Genomic DNA, 17,686 nt, shown 5'->3' on the forward strand with positions numbered 1-17,686 from the left:
GGGCGGGCGGTAGGACAGGATCAACGGTTATGGACCTGCTGAACACGCTGGTGGAGAAGGGGCTGCGGCGCGAGTCGCCGACCCGTGGAGAAGCGCTCGCCGTCCTGGCGACCTCGGACGACGAACTGCTCGATGTGGTGGCCGCCGCGGGCAAGGTGCGCCGCCAGTGGTTCGGGCGCCGGGTGAAGCTCAACTACCTGGTGAACCTGAAGTCCGGACTGTGCCCCGAGGACTGCTCGTACTGCTCTCAGCGGCTCGGCTCCGAGGCCGGGATCCTCAAGTACACCTGGCTGAAGCCGGACGAGGCCTCCCGGGCCGCCGCCGCGGGGGTCGCGGGCGGCGCCAAGCGGGTGTGTCTGGTGGCGAGCGGCCGGGGTCCGACCGACCGGGACGTCGAGCGGGTCGGCAGGACCATCGAGGCCATCAAGGAGGGCAACGAGGGCGTCGAGGTGTGCGCCTGCCTCGGACTGCTCTCGGACGGGCAGGCGGAGCGGCTGCGGGAGGCGGGCGCCGACGCGTACAACCACAACCTCAACACCTCCGAGGGGACGTACGGGCAGATCACCTCCACCCACACCTACGCGGACCGGGTGGACACCGTCCGCAAGGCGCACTCCGCCGGGCTCTCCGCCTGCTCGGGGCTGATCGCGGGCATGGGCGAGAGCGACGAGGACCTGGTCGACGTCGTGTACGCGCTCCGCGAGCTGGACTCGGACTCCGTGCCGGTCAACTTCCTCATCCCCTTCGAGGGCACCCCCCTCGCCAAGGAGTGGAACCTCACCCCGCAGCGCTGTCTGCGCATCCTGGCGATGGTCCGCTTCGTCTGCCCCGACGTCGAGGTGCGGATCGCGGGCGGCCGTGAGGTGCACCTGCGTTCGATGCAGCCGCTGGCCCTGCACATCGCCAACTCGATCTTCCTCGGCGACTATCTGACCAGCGAGGGCCAGGCCGGGCAGACCGACCTGGACATGATCGCGGACGCGGGCTTCGAGGTGGAGGGCGCGGGCACGACCACGCTGCCGAAGCACCGCGCGGACGCGCTCGCGGCGGCCGGGGGCGGCTGCGGGACCGCCGCGTCCGGCTGCGGCCCGGCGGACGGCGCGACGGCGGACGACGCGGCGACGGGCGGCTGCGGCGGGCACGCGGGGGCGGGCGGCGGCTGCGGGCCCTGCGGCGGACACACCCCGCCGGAGGCGCCCGCGCCGAACGAGGCCAGGACCGACCTGGTCGCGGTGCGCCGCCGGGGCGCGGGCACCGACCTCGCCCCCAACGCCTAGGAACCATCGTGCGCGACGACGAACTCCTCGCCCTGGACCGGGCCCACGTCTGGCACCCGTACGGCCCCATGCCGGGCCGTACGGACCCGCTGGTCGTGGCGTCCGCGTCCGGGGTGCGCCTGCGGCTCTCCGAACCCGCCGAGGGGCACGAGGAGCTGATCGACGGCATGGCCTCCTGGTGGTCGGCCGTCCACGGCTACAACCACCCGGTGCTCAACGCGGCGGCCCACGAGCAGCTCGGCCGGATGAGCCACGTCATGTTCGGCGGGCTCACCCACGAGCCCGCCGTCCGGCTCGCCGCCCGGCTCGTCGAGATCACCCCCGAGCCGCTGCGGCACGTCTTCCTCAGCGACTCGGGCTCCGTCTCGGTCGAGGTCGCCGTCAAGATGTGCCTCCAGTACTGGCGTTCGCTCGGGCGGCCCGAGAAGCACCGGCTGCTCACCTGGCGCGGCGGCTACCACGGCGACACCTGGCAGCCCATGTCGGTGTGCGACCCGGAGGGCGGGATGCACGAGCTGTGGACCGGCGTGCTCCAGCCGCAGGTGTTCATGGACGCCCCGCCCGCCGCGTACGAGGAGGAGTACGCCCGGCGGTTGCGGGAGGGCGTAGCGCGGCACGCGGGGGAACTCGCCGCCGTGATCGTGGAGCCGGTGGTGCAGGGCGCGGGCGGGATGCGCTTCCACCACCCCGGCTACCTGCGGGTGCTGCGCGAGGCCTGCGACGCGCACGACGTGCTCCTCGTCCTCGACGAGATCGCCACCGGGTTCGGCCGCACCGGCACGCTCTTCGCCGCCGGTCAGGCCGGGATCTCCCCCGACGTGATGTGCCTGGGCAAGGCGCTGACCGGCGGATACCTGTCGATGGCGGCGACGCTCTGCACCGGCCGGGTCGCCGACGGGATCTCCCGGGGCGAGGTGCCCGTGCTGGCCCACGGGCCGACCTTCATGGGCAACCCGCTGGCGTCCGCCGTGGCCCTCGCCTCGATCGACCTGCTGCTCTCCCAGGACTGGGCGGGCGAGGTCCGGCGGATCGAGGCCGGACTGCGGGAGGGCCTGGCGCCCGCCGCCTCGCTCCCCGGAGTGCGGGAGGTACGGGTGCTGGGCGCGATCGGCGTCGTCCAGCTCGACCGTCCGGTCGACATGGCGGCGGCGACCCGCGCCGCCGTCCGGGAGGGCGTCTGGCTGCGCCCCTTCCGGGACCTGATCTACACGATGCCGCCGTACGTGACGGGGGACGAGGACCTGGCCCGGATCTGCGCCGCCGTCCTCGCCGCCGCGGCGGCGGGCTGAACGGAAGGACCGGTACGTCCATGGGAATCGTCGTCGTCAGCGGTACGGGCACGGAGATCGGCAAGACGGTGGTGACCGCGGCGGTGGCCGCCGTCGCCGTCGCCGCCGGACGCTCGGTCGCCGTCCTCAAGCCCGCGCAGACCGGCCTCGGACCGGACGAGCGGGGGGACGCCGACGAGGCCGTCCGGCTCTCGGGCGCCGCCGTCTCCGTCGAACTGGGCCGGTTCCCCGAGCCGTTGGCCCCCGGCACGGCGGCCCGGCGGGCCGGGCTCGCGCCGGTGGGCCCCGGGGAGGTCGCGGCGGCGGCCCGGAAGCTGGCCGCCGAGCACGACCTGGTGCTCGTGGAGGGGGCGGGCGGGCTGCTCGTCCGCTTCGACGAGGAGGGCGGCACCCTCGCGGACGTGGCCGCGCTGCTCGGCGCCCCGGTCCTCGTGGTGGCCCCGGCCGGACTCGGCACCCTCAACTCCACGGCCCTGACGGCCGAGGCGCTCGCGGCACGCGGGATCGAGCGGTCGGGCGTGGTCATCGGCAGCTGGCCGTCCGCGCCGGACCTGGCCGCCCGCTGCAACCTGGCGGACCTGCCCGAGGCGGCGGGCGCGCCCCTGCTCGGCGCCGTACCGGAGGGTTCGGGGGCGCTGGACCCCGTGGAGTTCCGGGCGGCGGCGGCCGACTGGCTGGCCCCGGCACTCGGCGGCACCTGGGACGCGGCGGAGACGACGGAGCGGTTCGCCACCGGGTGACGGGGGCGGGCCCGCTCCCCGGGGTGGGCCCGCCGGTGCGGCGGGACGGGCGGGGGCCGGTCCGGTCCGTCAGGACCCCGGCGCCCGCCGTCCCTTCGGACGCCGGGGCGTGGCCGGACGCGGCCGGGCGCGGCCCGTGAGCCGCCCGGCCGCCGCGCGGTCAGTGGTGCGCGTGGGCGTCGTGGTGGCCGCCGTGTTCGGGCGCGGCCCGGTGGCCCGCGTCCGGGGCGGGGGCGGTGGCGGTGGCGGTGGCGGTGGCCCGTACCGTGAACTCGGCGGTGCGGACGAATCCGCCGTGCTTGAAGTCCAGGTACAGACGGTAGGTGCCGGCCGAGGGCGCCGCCGCGTGGAAGGAGATCCCGGGGCCGGGCGCGGTGACGCCGTCGCCGGGTGCGCCCTCCGGGTGGACGTGGAGGTAACCGAGGTCGCCGACCCGCAGGGCCACGAGGTGTCCGTACGCGGCCAGGTAGGGCTGGAGGTCGGTGACGGGGTGGCCGTCCCGGCTGACGGTGAGGGTCAGTTCCCGCGCCTCCCCGACGAGGAGTTCGCCGTCGAGGGTGACGGCGTAGTCGTCGACGAGGGCGGTCCCGGTGGCCTCGGGCAGCGGCTTCGGGGCGTACGGTCCGGCGACGGCGGCGTCGATCCCCAGCGTCATGGTGCCGTCGTGGCCGACCGGGTGGATGTCGGTGAAGAACCGCCAGTCCCCCGGCTCCAGGGTCAGTTCGACGCTCCAGGTGCCTTCCTCGTCCCGCACCGGGTGCACGTGCTGGAAACCGGCCGTGTCACGCCGGACGGCGATGAAGTGCAGTTCCTTCTCGTGCTCGGCGAGGAAGCGGGTGACGACCCCTCCGTCGGGGCCGATGATCCGGAAGCCGATCGACTGGACACCGGCGGTGAGGACGGTCGCGTCGAGTTCGAGGGAGTACCCGTTCTCGGAGACCGACAGCCCGCCGGGCCGGGCCCCGCCGTGGGCCGCGTGGGCGCCGTGACCGCCGTGGTCGGACTGGTCGTGGCCGGTGTGGTTCCTCATGACGTCTCCCTGTGGTCTGCGCGCCCGCCGCTGTCGTCCGTGCGGTACATCCACCAGAACCATATACCCCCAGGGGGTATTCCGCGAGCAGGGGGGAACGTTCCGGCGACTTCCGGCCGAGGGGCGCGCCCCGCCACCGTCCGAGGCGGACGGGGGCCGCGGGGAGCGGCTCCCCGGGATGCCGCCGCACGGGTCGGTCGGCGGCGACACCGGACCCGTACGGACGTCACGGCGTCCACCGCCGTACGACCCGGGAGACACCCGCCCCGCCCGGCAGGCGGGTGGCGGGGCACCCCGGGCCTCAGCGGTTGACGCGGCCCGCGAGTTCGGCGAAGTCGCCGAGCCGGTCCGGGCAGTAGACATCGACCACGAGACGGTCGTAGGCGATGAGGTCGTCGGCGTGCTCCTCCGGCGTGGCGGTGAGGGTGGCGCGCCCCCAGCCCAGCAGCAGGCCGGCCGGATCGCCGTCGAGCGCGGCGCAGAGGGCGCCCCCGTCGTCGCCGTAGAGCGAGGCGGCGACGGCGGGAGTCATACCGGGGGCGACACCGGCCGCACGCGCCTTCTCCGTGAACAGCGCCGCCTTGGCCTCCTTCGCCCGGGAGTCCGACGCGCATCCGGTGAGCAGGACGAGGACGGCGAGCGGCATGGCCGTGACGGCCGCGATGCGACGCATGTCAGCCCTCCGTCGAGGTGGTCGGGGTGGGGGCGGCGGCGTCCGCGGGCCGCACCCGGTTCCAGCCGGGTCTGCGGAAGCGGTAGAAGAGCAGCGGCGGGGTCCCGAGCGCGGCGATCACGACGAGCATCATGACCGGGTAGAGGTGCGGCGGGATTCCGGACAGCCCCTGGGGAGGGACGAAGCCGAGCGCGAAGGCGGCGGCCGAGGCGGCGAAGCCGATGCCCGCCACCAGCCCGATCGCCGGTACCCGGTAGGCGCGCACGACGTCGGGGCGCAGTCGCCGCAGCCTCAGCGCGGAGACGAACATCAACATGTACATGATCAAGTACAGGGCCGCGGCCATGTCCACGAGGGTGAAGAAGGCCGTCGAGACGTTGGGGATGGCGATGAACAGGGCCGCCAGGGCCGTCACGATCAGGCCCTGGACCAGGAGGATGCTCTGCTGGACACCGGCCTTGTTGCGCTTCTGCGCCCACGGGGGCATGAGTCCCGTCTCGGCGGCGGCCAGCACGCCCTTGCTCGGGCCCGCGATCCAGGTGACCACGGAGGCGAGGGCGCCGACGGCGATGGCGGCGGAGACCAGCGCCGTGGCCCACGGGACGCCCCAGTGGTCGAAGAAGACCTTGAAGGCGAGGTTGATGCCCGTGGTCAGGCCCAGTTCGCCCTTGGGGACCGCGAGCGCGACGGCCAGGGTGGGCAGGATGAACACCCCCAGGATTCCGGCGACGGCGATGAACACCGCCTTCGGATATCCCTTGCCGGGGGCGCGCATGTCGGTGGCGTGGACGGCGTTGACCTCCATGCCCGCGTACGCCAGGAAGTTGCTGACGATCAGCACCAGGCTGGCGAAGCCGGTGAACGGCGGCACCACGTCCCCCCAGTGGAGGGGCACCTGGCTCTTCTGGCCGGTGCCCAGCCAGCAGGCGCCGAGCACGATGAGCAGGACGCCGGGGGCGATCGTGCCGATCAGACCGCCCCACGATCCGACCTTGGCGAAGAGGTTCCCGCCCCGCAGGGTCAGCGCGGTGGACACCCAGTACAGGACGACGATCACGACCGCGGTGTAGAGACCGGAGCCGGACAGGTCCTGGTCGGCGAGGACGAAGGTGAAGCTGGCGGCGATGAAGGCGAGCTGGACGGGGAACCAGACGACGTTCTGGATCCACTGGAGCCAGATCGCGACGAAGCCCCAGCGCGCGCCCATCGCCTCCCGGACCCAGACGAACACTCCGCCGTTCCATCCGGTCGCCAGTTCGGCCGCCACCAGGGCCACCGGGACCAGGAAGAACAGCGCCGGGACGAGGTAGAGCGTGATGCTGCCGAGGCCGTAGGTCGACATCGTCGGCAGACTGCGCAGGCTCGCCACCGCCACCACCGTGAGGACGGCCAGGTTGAACACCGACAGGTACGCCCGCCCGCGCGGAGGTGCGGCCGCCACGGCGGACCCCTGTTCCGCCGGAGGCGGAGTGACGGCGGCCATCAGTGGTGGAACCCGGAGACGGGGCCCTCGGAGGGCATCGGCCCGCCGAGCCCGTCGAGGAACCGGACGGCGTGGCGGATGTCGTCGAGCATGGACCCGTCCGGGATCCGGAACCTGTCCGCCACCGCCCTCTCTCCCGGGCGGGTGAACAGCGGGTTCACCTCCACGATGCCGTCATCGGCCATGACACACCTTCCTCGCGCACGGTTTCGCCCGCATCCTCCCTTTCATCCCACTGCTCACCGCGGAGATCCGCTTCGGCCGGAGGGACGGAGCACCGTCTTTCACCGGGATGGCGGTCGGCGCCGGGGCGACGGCCCCCACGGCTCCGGGCCTGGCCCTGGGGCCTGTCGTCACGTTCCCGTCGTCGCCCGAAGGACAGGCGGGAGTCTGACGACAGGTCCTAGGCTGGGGACATGCGCGCTCATGTCCAGGAGATCGTGTTCGACTGCGCCGGTCCGGCCGCGCTCGTCCGTTTCTGGGCCGGGCTCCTCGGCGGGGTACCGGTCGACCGCGGTGACGCCTGGTCGTACGTGGATCCGCCGGACTTCGTCCGGCTCGCCTTCCAGCGGGTGCCGGAGGGCAGGACCGTGAAGAACCGGGTCCATCTCGATCTGGCGGTCGAGGACCCCGGCCGGGCCGCCGAGGAGGCGTCCCGCGCGGGCGCGGTGCGCGTGGGCGGGCCCGTGACCGACCCCCAGGGCACCTTCCAGGTCATGCGGGACCCGGAGGGCAACGAGTTCTGCTTCGTGACCGGCTGAGGAGGCCCGATGTCCCCGCGCTCCCCCGCACCGGCGTCGCCGCACGTCCACCATCCGCTGTTCGCCCGTTTCTACGCCCGGCTCAGCGTCACCGCCGACACCAGGGGCGGGCTCGGCGAACTCCGGGCCGAACTCCTCTCCGGGCTCTCCGGCCGGGTCGTCGAGATCGGCGCCGGGAACGGGCTCAACTTCGCCCACTACCCGGCGGGCGTGACCGAGGTGGTGGCCGTGGAGCCGGAGGCCCGGCTGCGCCGCCTCGCGGAGGAGGCCGCCGCGCGGGCGCCCGTCCCCGTCACCGTCCTGCCGGACACGGCCGAGGCCCTGCCGCTGCCCGACGCCTCCTTCGACGCGGCGGTGGCCTCCCTCGTCCTCTGCACCGTGCGGGACCTCCCCCGGGCCCTCGCCGAGCTGCACCGGGTGCTGCGCCCCGGCGGCGAGCTGCGCTTCCTCGAACACGGGCTGGCGGACACGCCCGGTCTCGCCCGGGTGCAGCGGGCCCTGGACCGGACGGTCTGGCCGCTGCTCTTCGGCGGCTGCCACACGGCCCGCGCCCCGCTCGACGCCATCGGGGCCGCCGGGTTCACGTCGGGGCCGTACCGCTCCTTCGACATCCCGGAGAAGGGCCCCCGGCTGCCCTCGTCCCCCTGCGTCCTCGGGGTGGCACGGCGGCCGTAGACGAGGCCGGGCGCCGGAGCGCGGCCCGGCGACCGGGCCCCCGCGCGTCCCGGCGGCCGGAAACCGTGGCACCGGCGCGGCCCTCCGTGATGGGATCCGGCCATGATCGATCTTCTGATACGCAGTGCCACCCCCGACGACGTCGATGCCGTGCTCGCCTTCTGGCGGGAGTCCGCCGAGGGGACGTCCGTCTCGGACGACGCGGGCGGGGTGACCGCGCTGGTCGAGCGCGACCCCGAGGCCCTGCTCCTGGCCGTGGCCGACGGCCGGATCGTGGGGTCCGTCATCGCGGGCTGGGACGGCTGGCGCGCCACGCTCTACCGGCTGGCCGTGCTGCCCTCGTACCGCCGCCGCGGCATCTCCACGGCGCTCCTGAAGGCGTCCGAGGAACGGTTCCTCGCGCTCGGCGGGCGCCGGGCGGACGCCATGGTCCTGGAGTCGAACGAGACCGGGCAGCGGCTGTGGGCGGCGGCGGGATACGAGCGGGAGGTCCGCTGGCGCCGATGGGTCAAGCCGCTGGTGCGGTGACGCGCCGCCCGGCCCGGGCGGCCCGGGGGCCCGGGGGTTGGGGGCCCGGGGGTTGGGGGCCGGGGGGGAACGACCGGCCCCCGGCCGGGATCACCTGATCGGCATCGGGGGCCGTGCCGCCCGGACACCTCCCGGACCAGGGCGCCCGCCGGTCCGGGAGAGCGCCGAACGGACAGCCAGGACACAGGACAGGGGGTGCCGCTCCGGGGCTCGCGCCGACCGGGCGCCCCGGAGCGGAACGTCCTGTCGGCCGCTGACCGTACCGGCAAGACCCCCCGGGGCGAGGGGCCTGCCCGCCCGAGAGGGCGCACCGACCGGACGCACCGGGCCGGGGCTGTATCGACCGGACGTCCCAGGGCCGGAGCAGATCGGCCCGGTGGCGCCGACCCGACATCCCCGACCTGGCGCCCCGGACCGGGGGCCGTATCGGCCGGACGTCCCAGGGCCGGAGCAGGTCGGCCCAGTGACGCCGACCCGACATCCCTGACCGGGAGGCCCCTGTCGGGCGGGGGCCGTGCCGACGCGAGCACCGCCGACCGGGGAGAACCCGTCGGCCGGAGGCCACGCCGACAGGACCCCACGGGCCGGGGCGCCTGCCAGTACGGGGGCGCACCACCCGGGCGCCACGGACCGGGACAGAGTGCCGACCTGACACCCGGGGCCGGAAAGAGGTGTCGACCCGACGCCACGGGGCCGGAGAAGGGTGCCGACCTGACACCCCTGGACCCGGAGAGGGTGCCGACCCCGCCCCGGACCCGGGGGCGCTCGCGGCGGCGGAGGCGTACCGGCCGGACGTGCCGGGGCGGCGGGGCGCTGACGGCGGGGCCCGGCACCGGCGCGGGAGGCCCGGTCTTCCCCGCCGGTGCCCGCCGACGCCCGCCGGTGCCGGGCCCCGTGGCCCGGAGCGGGTGCGTCAGGGCTGATCACCACGGCCTTTTGCGGGTCCTTTACCATGGTTGCTCATCCCGCCACCCACGACCGAAAGGTGTGAGCGTCCGCCCATGGGCGAGCCTCCCAGTAGTACTGTCCCCGAACGCACCGGAACCGGCGGCCGACACCGCGCGGTCCTCCGCCCCCTGACTGATCATGGGACGGAGGTGAACCGATGACCGAAGTGCTTCTGCTCCTCCTGGCGCTACTGCTCGCCATGGCGTGCGGCGCCTTCGTCGCGGCCGAGTTCTCGCTGACCACCGTGGAGCGCTCCGACCTGGAAGCGGCCGTCGAGCGCGGCGAGCGCGGCGCCGCCAGTGCCCTGAAGGCCGTCCGGTCGCTCACCTTCCAGCTCTCCGGCGCCCAGCTCGGCATCACGGTCACCAATCTGGTGGTCGGTATGCTTTCCGAGCCCTCGATCAGCAAGCTGATCCGCGGTCCGGTCGAAGCCGTCGGCCTCTCCCCCTCCGTCGCCTCCTCGGTGGCGCTGGTCCTGGGCACCGCCCTGTCGACCGTCGTCCTGATGGTGGTCGGCGAGCTGGTCCCGAAGAACTGGGCGATCTCCTCGCCCCTCGCGGTCGCGAAGGTGGTCGCCACCCCGCAGCGCGTGTTCACCGCCGCGTTCAAGCCGCTGATCAGCCATCTCAACAACACCGCCAACCGGATCCTGCACCGGCTCGGCATGGAGCCGACCGAGGAGCTGGCGTCCGCCCGTTCCCCGCAGGAGCTGGTGGCGCTCGCCCGGCACTCCGCCAAGGAGGGCGCCCTGGAGGCGGACACGGCCGAGCTGTTCGTCCGTACCCTCAATCTGGCCGGGCTGACCGCGGAGAACGTGATGACGCCCCGCGTGCAGGTCACCGCCCTGGAGGTGCAGGCCACCGCCGAGGACGTCGCCAACGCGACCCGGGCGACCGGTCTGTCCCGCTTCCCCGTCTACCGGGGCAGCCTCGACGCGGTGGTCGGCATCGCGCACATCAAGGACGTCCTGGCGATACCCGCAGGGGAACGGCCCCAGCGCCGGATCGGGGAGCTGCTGCGCGAGCCGCTGCTCGTCCCCGAGACCCTCACGGTCGACCGGCTCCTGGACCGGCTGTCCGGGAAGCAGACCATGGCCGTCGTCATCGACGAGTACGGCGGTACGGCCGGGGTCGTCACCCTGGAGGACATCGTCGAGGAGGTCGTCGGCGAGGTCCGCGACGAGCACGACCCGCACGAGACGCCGGACCTGGCGCGGACCGGCGAGGACGCGGACGGGCGCGAGCTCTGGTCCGCCGACGGCGCCGCCCGCACCGACCAGGTCGGGGCGATCGGGCTGCGCGTGCCGGACGGCCCGTACGAGACGCTGGCCGGGGTCCTCGCCCATGAGCTGGGACGCATCCCGGTCGTCGGCGACAGCGTGGAGCTGGCCGGATGGCGGCTCGACGTGGTGGACGCCTCGGGCCGTCGCGCGGCCCGCGTCCTGCTGCACGAGCCGCTGCCCGGCGCAGGGGACGAGACCGGGGAGGCCGGCCGATGATCTTCGTCCAGTTGCTGATCGGCCTGCTGACCCTGGTCGTCAACGCCTTCTTCGTCGGCGCCGAGTTCGCCCTGATCTCGGTCCGGCGCAGTCAGATCGAGCCCTTGGCCGAGGCCGGGGACCGGCGGGCGCGCAGCGTCATCTGGGGTCTCGAACACGTCTCGGCGCTGCTCGCGGCGGCCCAGCTCGGCATCACGCTCTGCACCCTGGTGCTCGGCATCGTGGCCGAACCCGCCATCGCCCATCTGCTCGAACCCGTATTCGATGCGGTGGGTGTGCCGGAGGGCCTGGTCCATCCGATCTCCTTCGTGATCGCGCTGAGCGTGGCCACGTATCTACACATGCTGCTCGGCGAGATGGTGCCGAAGAACATCGCCCTGGCCGAGCCGACGCGCACCGCGCTGCTCCTCGGCCCGCCGCTGGTCACCCTGGCGCGGACCCTGCGGCCGGTGATCTTCACGATCAACACCTTCGCGAACACGCTCCTGAGGCTGTTGCGGGTGGAGGTCAAGGACGAGGTCGCGGCGACGTTCTCGGACGACGAGCTGGCCCGGATGGTCACCGACGCCGGTGACGCCGGTCTGCTCGACGACCGGGCCACCGAGCGGCTGCACGACGCCCTCGAACTGGGCCGCCGTCCGGTGCGGGACGTCGTGATGCCCTCGGAGCGGGTGGTGTACGCGCAGGTGGGCACCACTCCGGAGGAGCTGGAGGCGCTGTCGGCGCGGACGGGCTTCTCCCGTTTCCCGATGGTGGACTCCGAGCGCCGCATCCTGGGCTATCTGCACGTCAAGGACGCCCTGGACGTGACGCCCCGGGACCTGCCGTTCCCTGTGTCGGCGCTGCGCCCGATCGCCCGGGTGCGGGCGGTCACCCCGCTCGACGACGTCCTGACGGCGATGCGCCGCAGCCGGACGCATCTGGCGGCGGTGCTCGACGAGAACGACAGGCCCGCCGGGCTCGTCACGATGGAGGACGTGCTGCGCGAACTGGTGGGGCGCCCCGCGGCGCCCTGATCCGGCCGCGCGACGAGCGGACGCCGAGGGGCCCCGGGAGCGATCCCGGGGCCCCTCGGCGTTCCGGCCGCCTCCCCAGCCGGGTCAGAGCGCGGTGGCGGCCAGCCAGGCGTCGAGCGGCTCCGGGTCGCCCGTGCGCCGGAAGCGGGGGTCGTCGGCGGCGAACCGGCCGTGCAGGAGGAGCAGCAGCTCCCCCGCCGCCGCGTCGACGCGCACGGAGGGGACAGCCGGGACGGCGGGGACGGCGGGGTCCTCGCCGGTCCCCCGCGTCCAGGTGAACCCGCCGCCGCCGAGGAGGAGGGTCCAGACGGTGCCGGTGTCGCGGGCCGCGAGCCGGATCACCGCGCCGTCGCGGTCGAGCCGGGCGAGGGCCTCGGCGGCCCGGGGGACGTACGGCAGATCGGCGAGGAGGTCGTCGACGGCGTCGGCGGCGGTACGGGGGTCGACCGGGCCCGGTTCCCCGTGGAGCGCGATCCCGGCGTCCGCCAGGTGGACGAGCGTCTCGCGGAGCAGCCGGGGCGGGTAGGAGCGCACGTGCGGGTCGCCGCCGGGGGACCAGACGGGCGCGTCCGGGTCGGCCGCCCCCAGGGCGCGGACGGTGGCGTCGGCGGTGGTGGCGAGCCAGTCGGCCCGGGCGGCGGGCTCGGCGGGCAGGCCGAGCGGGAGGTCGCCGGGGAGGACACGGGCCCCGGCGAGGGTCCCCACCAGGTGTCCGGCCCAGTGGTGGAGGGCGCCGAGGTCCCGGGTGAGGTCCGCGAGGGTCCGGCCGGGGCGGGTGGGCAGGGGGTGGCGGGGTCGGCGTCCCGGACGGCCGCGACGAAGCGGCGGGTGTGCGCGGCGACGGCCTCGCAGGCCTCGGCGTGGGTGTCCCCGGTGAGCCCGAAGCCCTCGGAGATCTGGAGCAGCTCGTCGCGCCAGGGGCCCTCCGGCTCGCGCAGGGCGACCGCGCGGAACAGTCCGTCGAGGGTGCGCCGGTCGGCGGGCGGGAGCGCGCCGAGGGTGTGTCCCGTCCGTTCCAGCCACGCGACGGCGGTGTCGGGGTCGAGGACCTCGTCGTCGCAGGCCGCCACCGCCGTCACCAGCTCGGCCAGGGCCTCGGCCAGTGCGCCCGTCAGCGCGTCGCCCATCGGGTCTCCCCTCCCGGAATCCTCCACGGCACCCGCGCATACCGCGCGGTATGATCGCTCCGCCATGGAGATCAATGCCACGTACAACAGTCTCGTCGCCCTCGGCGACAGCTTCACCGAGGGTATGTCGGACCTGAGGCCCGACGGCTCCTACCGCGGCTGGGCGGACGTCCTCGCGGGCCGTCTCGCGGGCCGCTCCCCCGGCTTCCGGTACGCGAACCTCGCGGTGCGCGGCAAGCTCATCGGGCAGATCGTCGAGGAGCAAGTCGGCCCGGCCGCAGGCATGGAGGCCGATGTGGTGACCCTGGTCGGGGGGCTCAACGACACCCTGCGGCCGAAGGTGGACATGGTCCGGGTGCGGGACCTCCTCACCGAGGCAGTGGAACGCCTCACACCCACCTGCGGGCAGCTCGTGCTGATGCGCAGCCCGGGACGCGACGGCCCGGTCATGAAGCGTTTCCGGCCCCGGATGGAGGAGCTGTTCGGCCATGTCGAGGCGCTGGCCGCCCGGCACGGGGCGCTCGTCGTCGATCTGTACGGGGCGCCCGCGCTCGGCGACCCCCGGCTGTGGGACGTGGACCGGCTCCATCTGACCGCCGAGGGACACCGGCGGGTCGCCGAGGCGGTCTGGCAGGCGCTCGGCCTCCCGCCCGAGGAGGACTGGCGGGCCCCGCTGCCCCCGACCGCGCCCCCGGGCTGGGCGGCCCGGCGGGTCACCGACGCCCGGTTCGCCCGGGAGCACCTGGGTCCCTGGATCGGCCGACGGCTCACGGGCCGCTCGTCCGGCGACGGGCGGGCGCCCAAGCTGCCCGAGCTGCTGCCGTACGAGCCCCCGGCCGTCCCGTGACGGCCCGGGTGAGCTGCGTCTCGTAGCAAGCTCCAGTCCGGCCCGTGGCGCTGGCCTGCAGGAATCACCAGTAGAATGCGTCCACGTGACTGCTGTGACTGCGAAGCCCCGCATCCCCAACGTTCTGGCCGGCCGCTACGCCTCCGCGGAGCTCGCCGTCCTCTGGTCCCCCGAGCAGAAGGTGAAGCTGGAGCGTCAGCTGTGGCTCGCCGTGCTCCGTGCGCAGAAGGACCTCGGGATCGAGGTGCCGGACGCCGCCCTCGCCGACTACGAGCGGGTGCTCGACCAGGTCGACCTGGCCTCGATCGCCGAGCGCGAGAAGGTCACCCGGCACGACGTGAAGGCCCGGATCGAGGAGTTCAACGCCCTCGCCGGTCATGAGCACGTCCACAAGGGCATGACCTCGCGCGACCTCACCGAGAACGTCGAGCAGCTCCAGATCCGGCTCTCCCTGGAACTGGTCCGGGACCGTACGGTCGCCGTCCTCGGCCGCCTCGGCAAGCTGTCCGCCGAGTACGCGGAGCTGGTCATGGCGGGCCGCTCGCACAACGTGGCCGCGCAGGCGACCACCCTCGGCAAGCGTTTCGCGACCGGCGCGGACGAGCTGCTCGTGGCGTACGCCCGGCTGGAGGAGCTGCTCGGCCGCTACCCGCTGCGCGGCATCAAGGGCCCGGTCGGCACCGCGCAGGACATGCTGGACCTGCTCGGCGGCGACGCGGGCAAGCTCGCGGACCTGGAGCAGCGGATCGCCGGTCACCTCGGCTTCGCGCACGCCTTCACCTCGGTCGGCCAGGTCTACCCGCGCTCGCTCGACTACGACGTGGTGACCTCGCTGGTGCAGCTGGCCGCCGCCCCGTCGTCGATCGCCAAGACGATCCGGCTGATGGCGGGCCACGAGCTGGTCACCGAGGGCTTCAAGCCCGGCCAGGTCGGCTCCTCCGCGATGCCGCACAAGATGAACACCCGCTCCTGCGAGCGCGTCAACGGCCTGATGGTCATCCTGCGCGGTTACGCGTCGATGACCGGCGAGCTGGCCGGTGACCAGTGGAACGAGGGCGACGTGTCCTGCTCCGTGGTCCGCCGGGTCGCGCTGCCCGACGCGTTCTTCGCGCTGGACGGCCTCCTGGAGACCTTCCTGACCGTTCTCGACGAGTTCGGCGCGTTCCCCGCCGTCGTCGCCCGCGAGCTGGACCGCTACCTGCCGTTCCTGGCGACCACCAAGGTCCTCATGGGCGCGGTGCGCGCCGGAGTGGGCCGCGAGGTCGCCCACGAGGCGATCAAGGAGAACGCCGTCGCCTCCGCGCTGGCCATGCGCGAGCAGGGCGCCGAGCGCAACGAGCTGCTCGACAAGCTGGCCGCCGACGCGCGCATCCCGCTGGACCGGGCGCAGCTCGACGAGCTGATGGCCGACAAGCTGTCCTTCACCGGCGCCGCCGCCGAGCAGGTCGCGACCGTGGTCGCCCGCGTCGAGGAGATCCTCGAGCGCCACCCGGAGGCCGCCGCCTACGCCCCCGGGGCGATCCTCTGACCGGAGCCCCCCGGTTCACCCAGGAACAGCTGGAGGCCGCCCGCGACCGCGTCGTCCCCGACGTGGCCGCGGGCGGCCTCTCCGTACTGTTCTGCGGGATCAACCCGGGTCTCATGACGGCGGCGACGGGCCACCACTTCGCCCGTCCCGGCAACCGCTTCTGGCCGGTGCTCCACCTGTCCGGGTTCACCCCGAGACGGCTGCGCCCGGACGAGCAGGAGGAACTGCTCTCGTACGGGCTCGGGATCACCAACGTGGCGGCGCGGGCGACTGCCCGGGCGGACGAGCTGAGCCCCGAGGAGTTCCGGGAGGGCGGCCGGATCCTGGCGGAGAAGGTCGAGCGGCTCGCGCCGCGCTGGCTCGCGGTCGCCGGAGTCACCGCGTACCGCACGGCCTTCGGCGAGCCGAAGGCCCGGATCGGGCCGCAGACCCGCGTGATCGGAACCACCCGGGTCTGGGCGCTTCCCAATCCGAGCGGCCTCAACGCGCACTGGACGGCGGAGACGATGGCCGGGGAGTACGCCCGGCTCCGGGAGGCCGCGGGACTGCCCGAGGCGTAGCGGTGGAGGGGGCGGGCGTGGAGGGGGCGGGCGTGGAGCGGGGCGACCACCGCCCGTTCCGGCCCCTGGAGGGCGGCCCGACGGGTGAGGCGCCCCTGTCGGTGGCGCGCCGGTACGACCACCGAAGGCTCACGGTCCCGGCCGCGTCGGCGGGGGCGGACGGCCCCGGACCCTCCACCGGTCCCTGGCGGAGGCCCGGGACGTCTCCCACCAGCCACCCGGCGGTCAGGGGCTCCGCCCGGCTCCGCGACGAGCGGTACGCCGTCGGTCCGTTCCTCTTCCCCGCCGGGACGGGAGGGAGTCCGCTCGGCGGGGACGACGTCCGGGGAAGCCTCCGCCGCTTCGCCGACCCGGCGGTCGGATGCGCCCGGGGGCGCCGCCGCGTCCTCGGGCGAGCGCCGGAACGCACCGGTCCGTCCCTTGCGTCCCCGACGGGGTGAGGGGTGGCACTCGCCCGGACCCGTCCCATTGAGTACCATCCGCCCAGAGAGGTGCGCGAGCTGGGAGGACACACTGTGGGGCGGCTGACCGGCGGGGATCCCTCTCTGCTTCGGCGGATCAACTCCGCGGTGGTGCTCCACGCCCTCCGGGGCGCGTACGCGCCCACACTCACCGACCTGACCCGGATCACCGGTCTGTCGCGGCCCACGGTCGAGGGCGTCGTCGAGGGGCTCATGGAGGGCGGTCTCGTCGTCGAGGCGGCGCCCGAGGAGGGCGAGGCCCGGCGCCAGGGCCGTCCGGCGCGGAGGTTCCGCTTCCGCGCGGAGGCCGGTCATCTGCTCGGCATCGAGATCGGCCCGCACCGGGTGGCGGCACTCCTCTCCGGTCTGGACGGCCGGATCATCGGCGCCGGTTCGCGCGAGGTGTCGGAGACGGCCCCGGCGGACGAGCGGCTGGACCGGGTCCGCGCGGTCGTGGCCGACGTCCTGCGCAGGGCCGGGGTCGCCCGGTCCAATCTGCGGGCCGTCGGGGTCGGCAGCCCCGGCATCGTGGAGGCCGACGGCACGGTCCGCCTCGGCACCGCCCTGCCGGGCTGGACGGGCCTCGCGCTGGGCGAGCGGCTGCGGCGTTCGTTCCGGTGCCCGGTGATCGTGGAGAACGACGCGAACGCGGCGGCCGTCGCCGAGCACTGGAAGGGCGCGGCGACCGACTCCGACGACATCGTGTTCGTGCTCGCGGGGCTGAGCCCGGGGGCCGGTTCGCTGATCGGCGGACGGCTGCACCGGGGGTTCGGCGGGGCGGCCGGGGAGATCGGCGCACTGCACCTGCTCGGCCGGGGCGTCACGCCCGAGCACCTGCTGTCCACCACCGACGAGCCGCTGCACCCACTGGACGAGCAGGCGGTCGCCGAGGTGTTCGCGCTGGCCCGCAAGGGGGACGCGCGCGCGGAGGCGGCGGTGGAACGATTCATCCAGCGTCTCGTCCACGACGTGGCGGCGCTGGTCCTCGCGATAGATCCGGAGCTGGTGGTCGTCGGCGGCTGGGCGGCCGGTCTGGACGGCGTGCTGCCGCCGCTCCGGGAGGAACTGGCACGGTTCTGTCTGCGACCGCCCCGGGTGGTGCTGTCCATGCTCGGCGAGGCGGCGGTGGGCACGGGCGCCCTGCGCCTCGCCCTCGACCACGTCGAGGAACAGCTCTTCGCGGTCGACGGAACGGCCCGCCGCTAGGTTCAGCGACGGGCCGTGGTCCGGGAAAACCGGGCCGGG

At 74.5% G+C, this 17,686-nt stretch carries 18 protein-coding genes; 13 read left to right on the top strand and 5 right to left on the bottom strand.

Features of this window, described 5'->3' with window-relative positions; translation table 11 throughout:
• Window positions 1-29 precede the first annotated feature (29 nt).
• The 3 genes from bioB to bioD all read left to right on the top strand — a co-directional run bounded on the left by bioB (window position 30) and on the right by bioD (window position 3,306).
• The gene (gene bioB / locus ACFXGN_RS17665; RefSeq protein ID WP_384859613.1) at window positions 30-1,277 is read left to right on the top strand and encodes a biotin synthase BioB; all 1,248 of its coding nucleotides are present in this window, start codon (window positions 30-32) and stop codon (window positions 1,275-1,277) included.
• Between the two features lie 68 nt (window positions 1,278-1,345).
• A complete protein-coding gene (locus tag ACFXGN_RS17670; protein WP_384859817.1) occupies window positions 1,346-2,566 on the top strand; it encodes an adenosylmethionine--8-amino-7-oxononanoate transaminase in 1,221 nt (406 codons plus the stop codon).
• A gap of 20 nt (window positions 2,567-2,586) precedes the next feature.
• Entirely contained in the window at window positions 2,587-3,306 is a 720-nt protein-coding gene (gene bioD / locus ACFXGN_RS17675) for a dethiobiotin synthase (protein WP_384859616.1), read from the top strand.
• 160 nt (window positions 3,307-3,466) lie between these two features.
• Here bioD and ACFXGN_RS17680 read toward each other — a convergent pair whose 3' ends face one another.
• From ACFXGN_RS17680 to ACFXGN_RS17695, 4 genes are all read right to left on the bottom strand, one after another.
• On the bottom strand, window positions 3,467-4,336 hold the full coding sequence (locus ACFXGN_RS17680) for a hypothetical protein (RefSeq protein ID WP_384859618.1): 870 nt from the start codon (window positions 4,334-4,336) through the stop codon (window positions 3,467-3,469).
• Between the two features lie 301 nt (window positions 4,337-4,637).
• Window positions 4,638-5,009 carry a hypothetical protein gene (locus tag ACFXGN_RS17685; RefSeq protein WP_384859621.1) on the bottom strand — a complete coding sequence of 124 codons (372 nt, stop codon included), beginning with the start codon at window positions 5,007-5,009 and terminating at the stop codon, window positions 4,638-4,640.
• 1 nt (window position 5,010) lies between these two features.
• A complete protein-coding gene (locus ACFXGN_RS17690; RefSeq protein WP_384859623.1) occupies window positions 5,011-6,450 on the bottom strand; it encodes an amino acid permease in 1,440 nt (479 codons plus the stop codon).
• Between the two features lie 41 nt (window positions 6,451-6,491).
• Window positions 6,492-6,677 (bottom strand): hypothetical protein, encoded by a 186-nt coding sequence (locus tag ACFXGN_RS17695; RefSeq protein ID WP_384859626.1) that lies wholly within the window; start codon window positions 6,675-6,677, stop codon window positions 6,492-6,494.
• 231 nt (window positions 6,678-6,908) lie between these two features.
• Between ACFXGN_RS17695 and ACFXGN_RS17700 the strand changes: the two genes are divergently transcribed.
• The 5 genes from ACFXGN_RS17700 to ACFXGN_RS17720 all read left to right on the top strand — a co-directional run bounded on the left by ACFXGN_RS17700 (window position 6,909) and on the right by ACFXGN_RS17720 (window position 11,918).
• Entirely contained in the window at window positions 6,909-7,253 is a 345-nt protein-coding gene (locus ACFXGN_RS17700; RefSeq protein WP_384859629.1) for a VOC family protein, read from the top strand.
• 9 nt (window positions 7,254-7,262) lie between these two features.
• Window positions 7,263-7,928: a class I SAM-dependent methyltransferase gene (locus ACFXGN_RS17705; protein ID WP_384859632.1), complete on the top strand. Its 666-nt coding sequence runs from the start codon at window positions 7,263-7,265 to the stop codon at window positions 7,926-7,928.
• Between the two features lie 102 nt (window positions 7,929-8,030).
• The gene (locus tag ACFXGN_RS17710; protein WP_384859634.1) at window positions 8,031-8,456 is read left to right on the top strand and encodes a GNAT family N-acetyltransferase; all 426 of its coding nucleotides are present in this window, start codon (window positions 8,031-8,033) and stop codon (window positions 8,454-8,456) included.
• Window positions 8,457-9,561: 1,105 nt separating this feature from the next.
• Complete coding sequence (locus ACFXGN_RS17715; protein WP_384859637.1) at window positions 9,562-10,902, top strand: hemolysin family protein; 1,341 nt, start codon at window positions 9,562-9,564, stop codon at window positions 10,900-10,902.
• A complete protein-coding gene (locus ACFXGN_RS17720) occupies window positions 10,899-11,918 on the top strand; it encodes a hemolysin family protein (RefSeq protein WP_384859640.1) in 1,020 nt (339 codons plus the stop codon). Before ACFXGN_RS17715 ends, ACFXGN_RS17720 begins: the two co-directional genes overlap by 4 nt.
• 84 nt (window positions 11,919-12,002) lie before the next feature.
• Here the strand turns inward: ACFXGN_RS17720 and ACFXGN_RS17725 are convergent, their stop codons facing one another.
• Entirely contained in the window at window positions 12,003-12,836 is an 834-nt protein-coding gene (locus tag ACFXGN_RS17725) for a maleylpyruvate isomerase N-terminal domain-containing protein (RefSeq protein ID WP_384859820.1), read from the bottom strand.
• Here ACFXGN_RS17725 and ACFXGN_RS17730 point away from each other — a divergent pair.
• From ACFXGN_RS17730 to ACFXGN_RS17750, 5 genes are all read left to right on the top strand, one after another.
• Window positions 12,749-13,099, top strand: a complete 351-nt coding sequence (locus ACFXGN_RS17730; protein WP_384859825.1) for a hypothetical protein — start codon at window positions 12,749-12,751, stop codon at window positions 13,097-13,099. The two genes, ACFXGN_RS17725 and ACFXGN_RS17730, sit on opposite strands and share 88 nt — an antisense overlap.
• 10 nt (window positions 13,100-13,109) lie before the next feature.
• A complete protein-coding gene (locus ACFXGN_RS17735; RefSeq protein WP_384859642.1) occupies window positions 13,110-13,892 on the top strand; it encodes an SGNH/GDSL hydrolase family protein in 783 nt (260 codons plus the stop codon).
• Window positions 13,893-13,977: 85 nt separating this feature from the next.
• A complete protein-coding gene (gene purB, locus ACFXGN_RS17740) occupies window positions 13,978-15,420 on the top strand; it encodes an adenylosuccinate lyase (protein ID WP_384859645.1) in 1,443 nt (480 codons plus the stop codon).
• Between the two features lie 62 nt (window positions 15,421-15,482).
• Complete coding sequence (mug, locus tag ACFXGN_RS17745; RefSeq protein WP_384859646.1) at window positions 15,483-15,980, top strand: G/U mismatch-specific DNA glycosylase; 498 nt, start codon at window positions 15,483-15,485, stop codon at window positions 15,978-15,980.
• Window positions 15,981-16,495: 515 nt separating this feature from the next.
• Window positions 16,496-17,647, top strand: a complete 1,152-nt coding sequence (locus tag ACFXGN_RS17750; protein ID WP_384859649.1) for an ROK family protein — start codon at window positions 16,496-16,498, stop codon at window positions 17,645-17,647.
• Window positions 17,648-17,686: the final 39 nt, after the last annotated feature.

Origin of the sequence: Streptomyces sp. NPDC059247 (assembly GCF_042754005.1) — a bacterium.
In the GTDB taxonomy this organism is placed as follows: domain Bacteria; phylum Actinomycetota; class Actinomycetes; order Streptomycetales; family Streptomycetaceae; genus Streptomyces.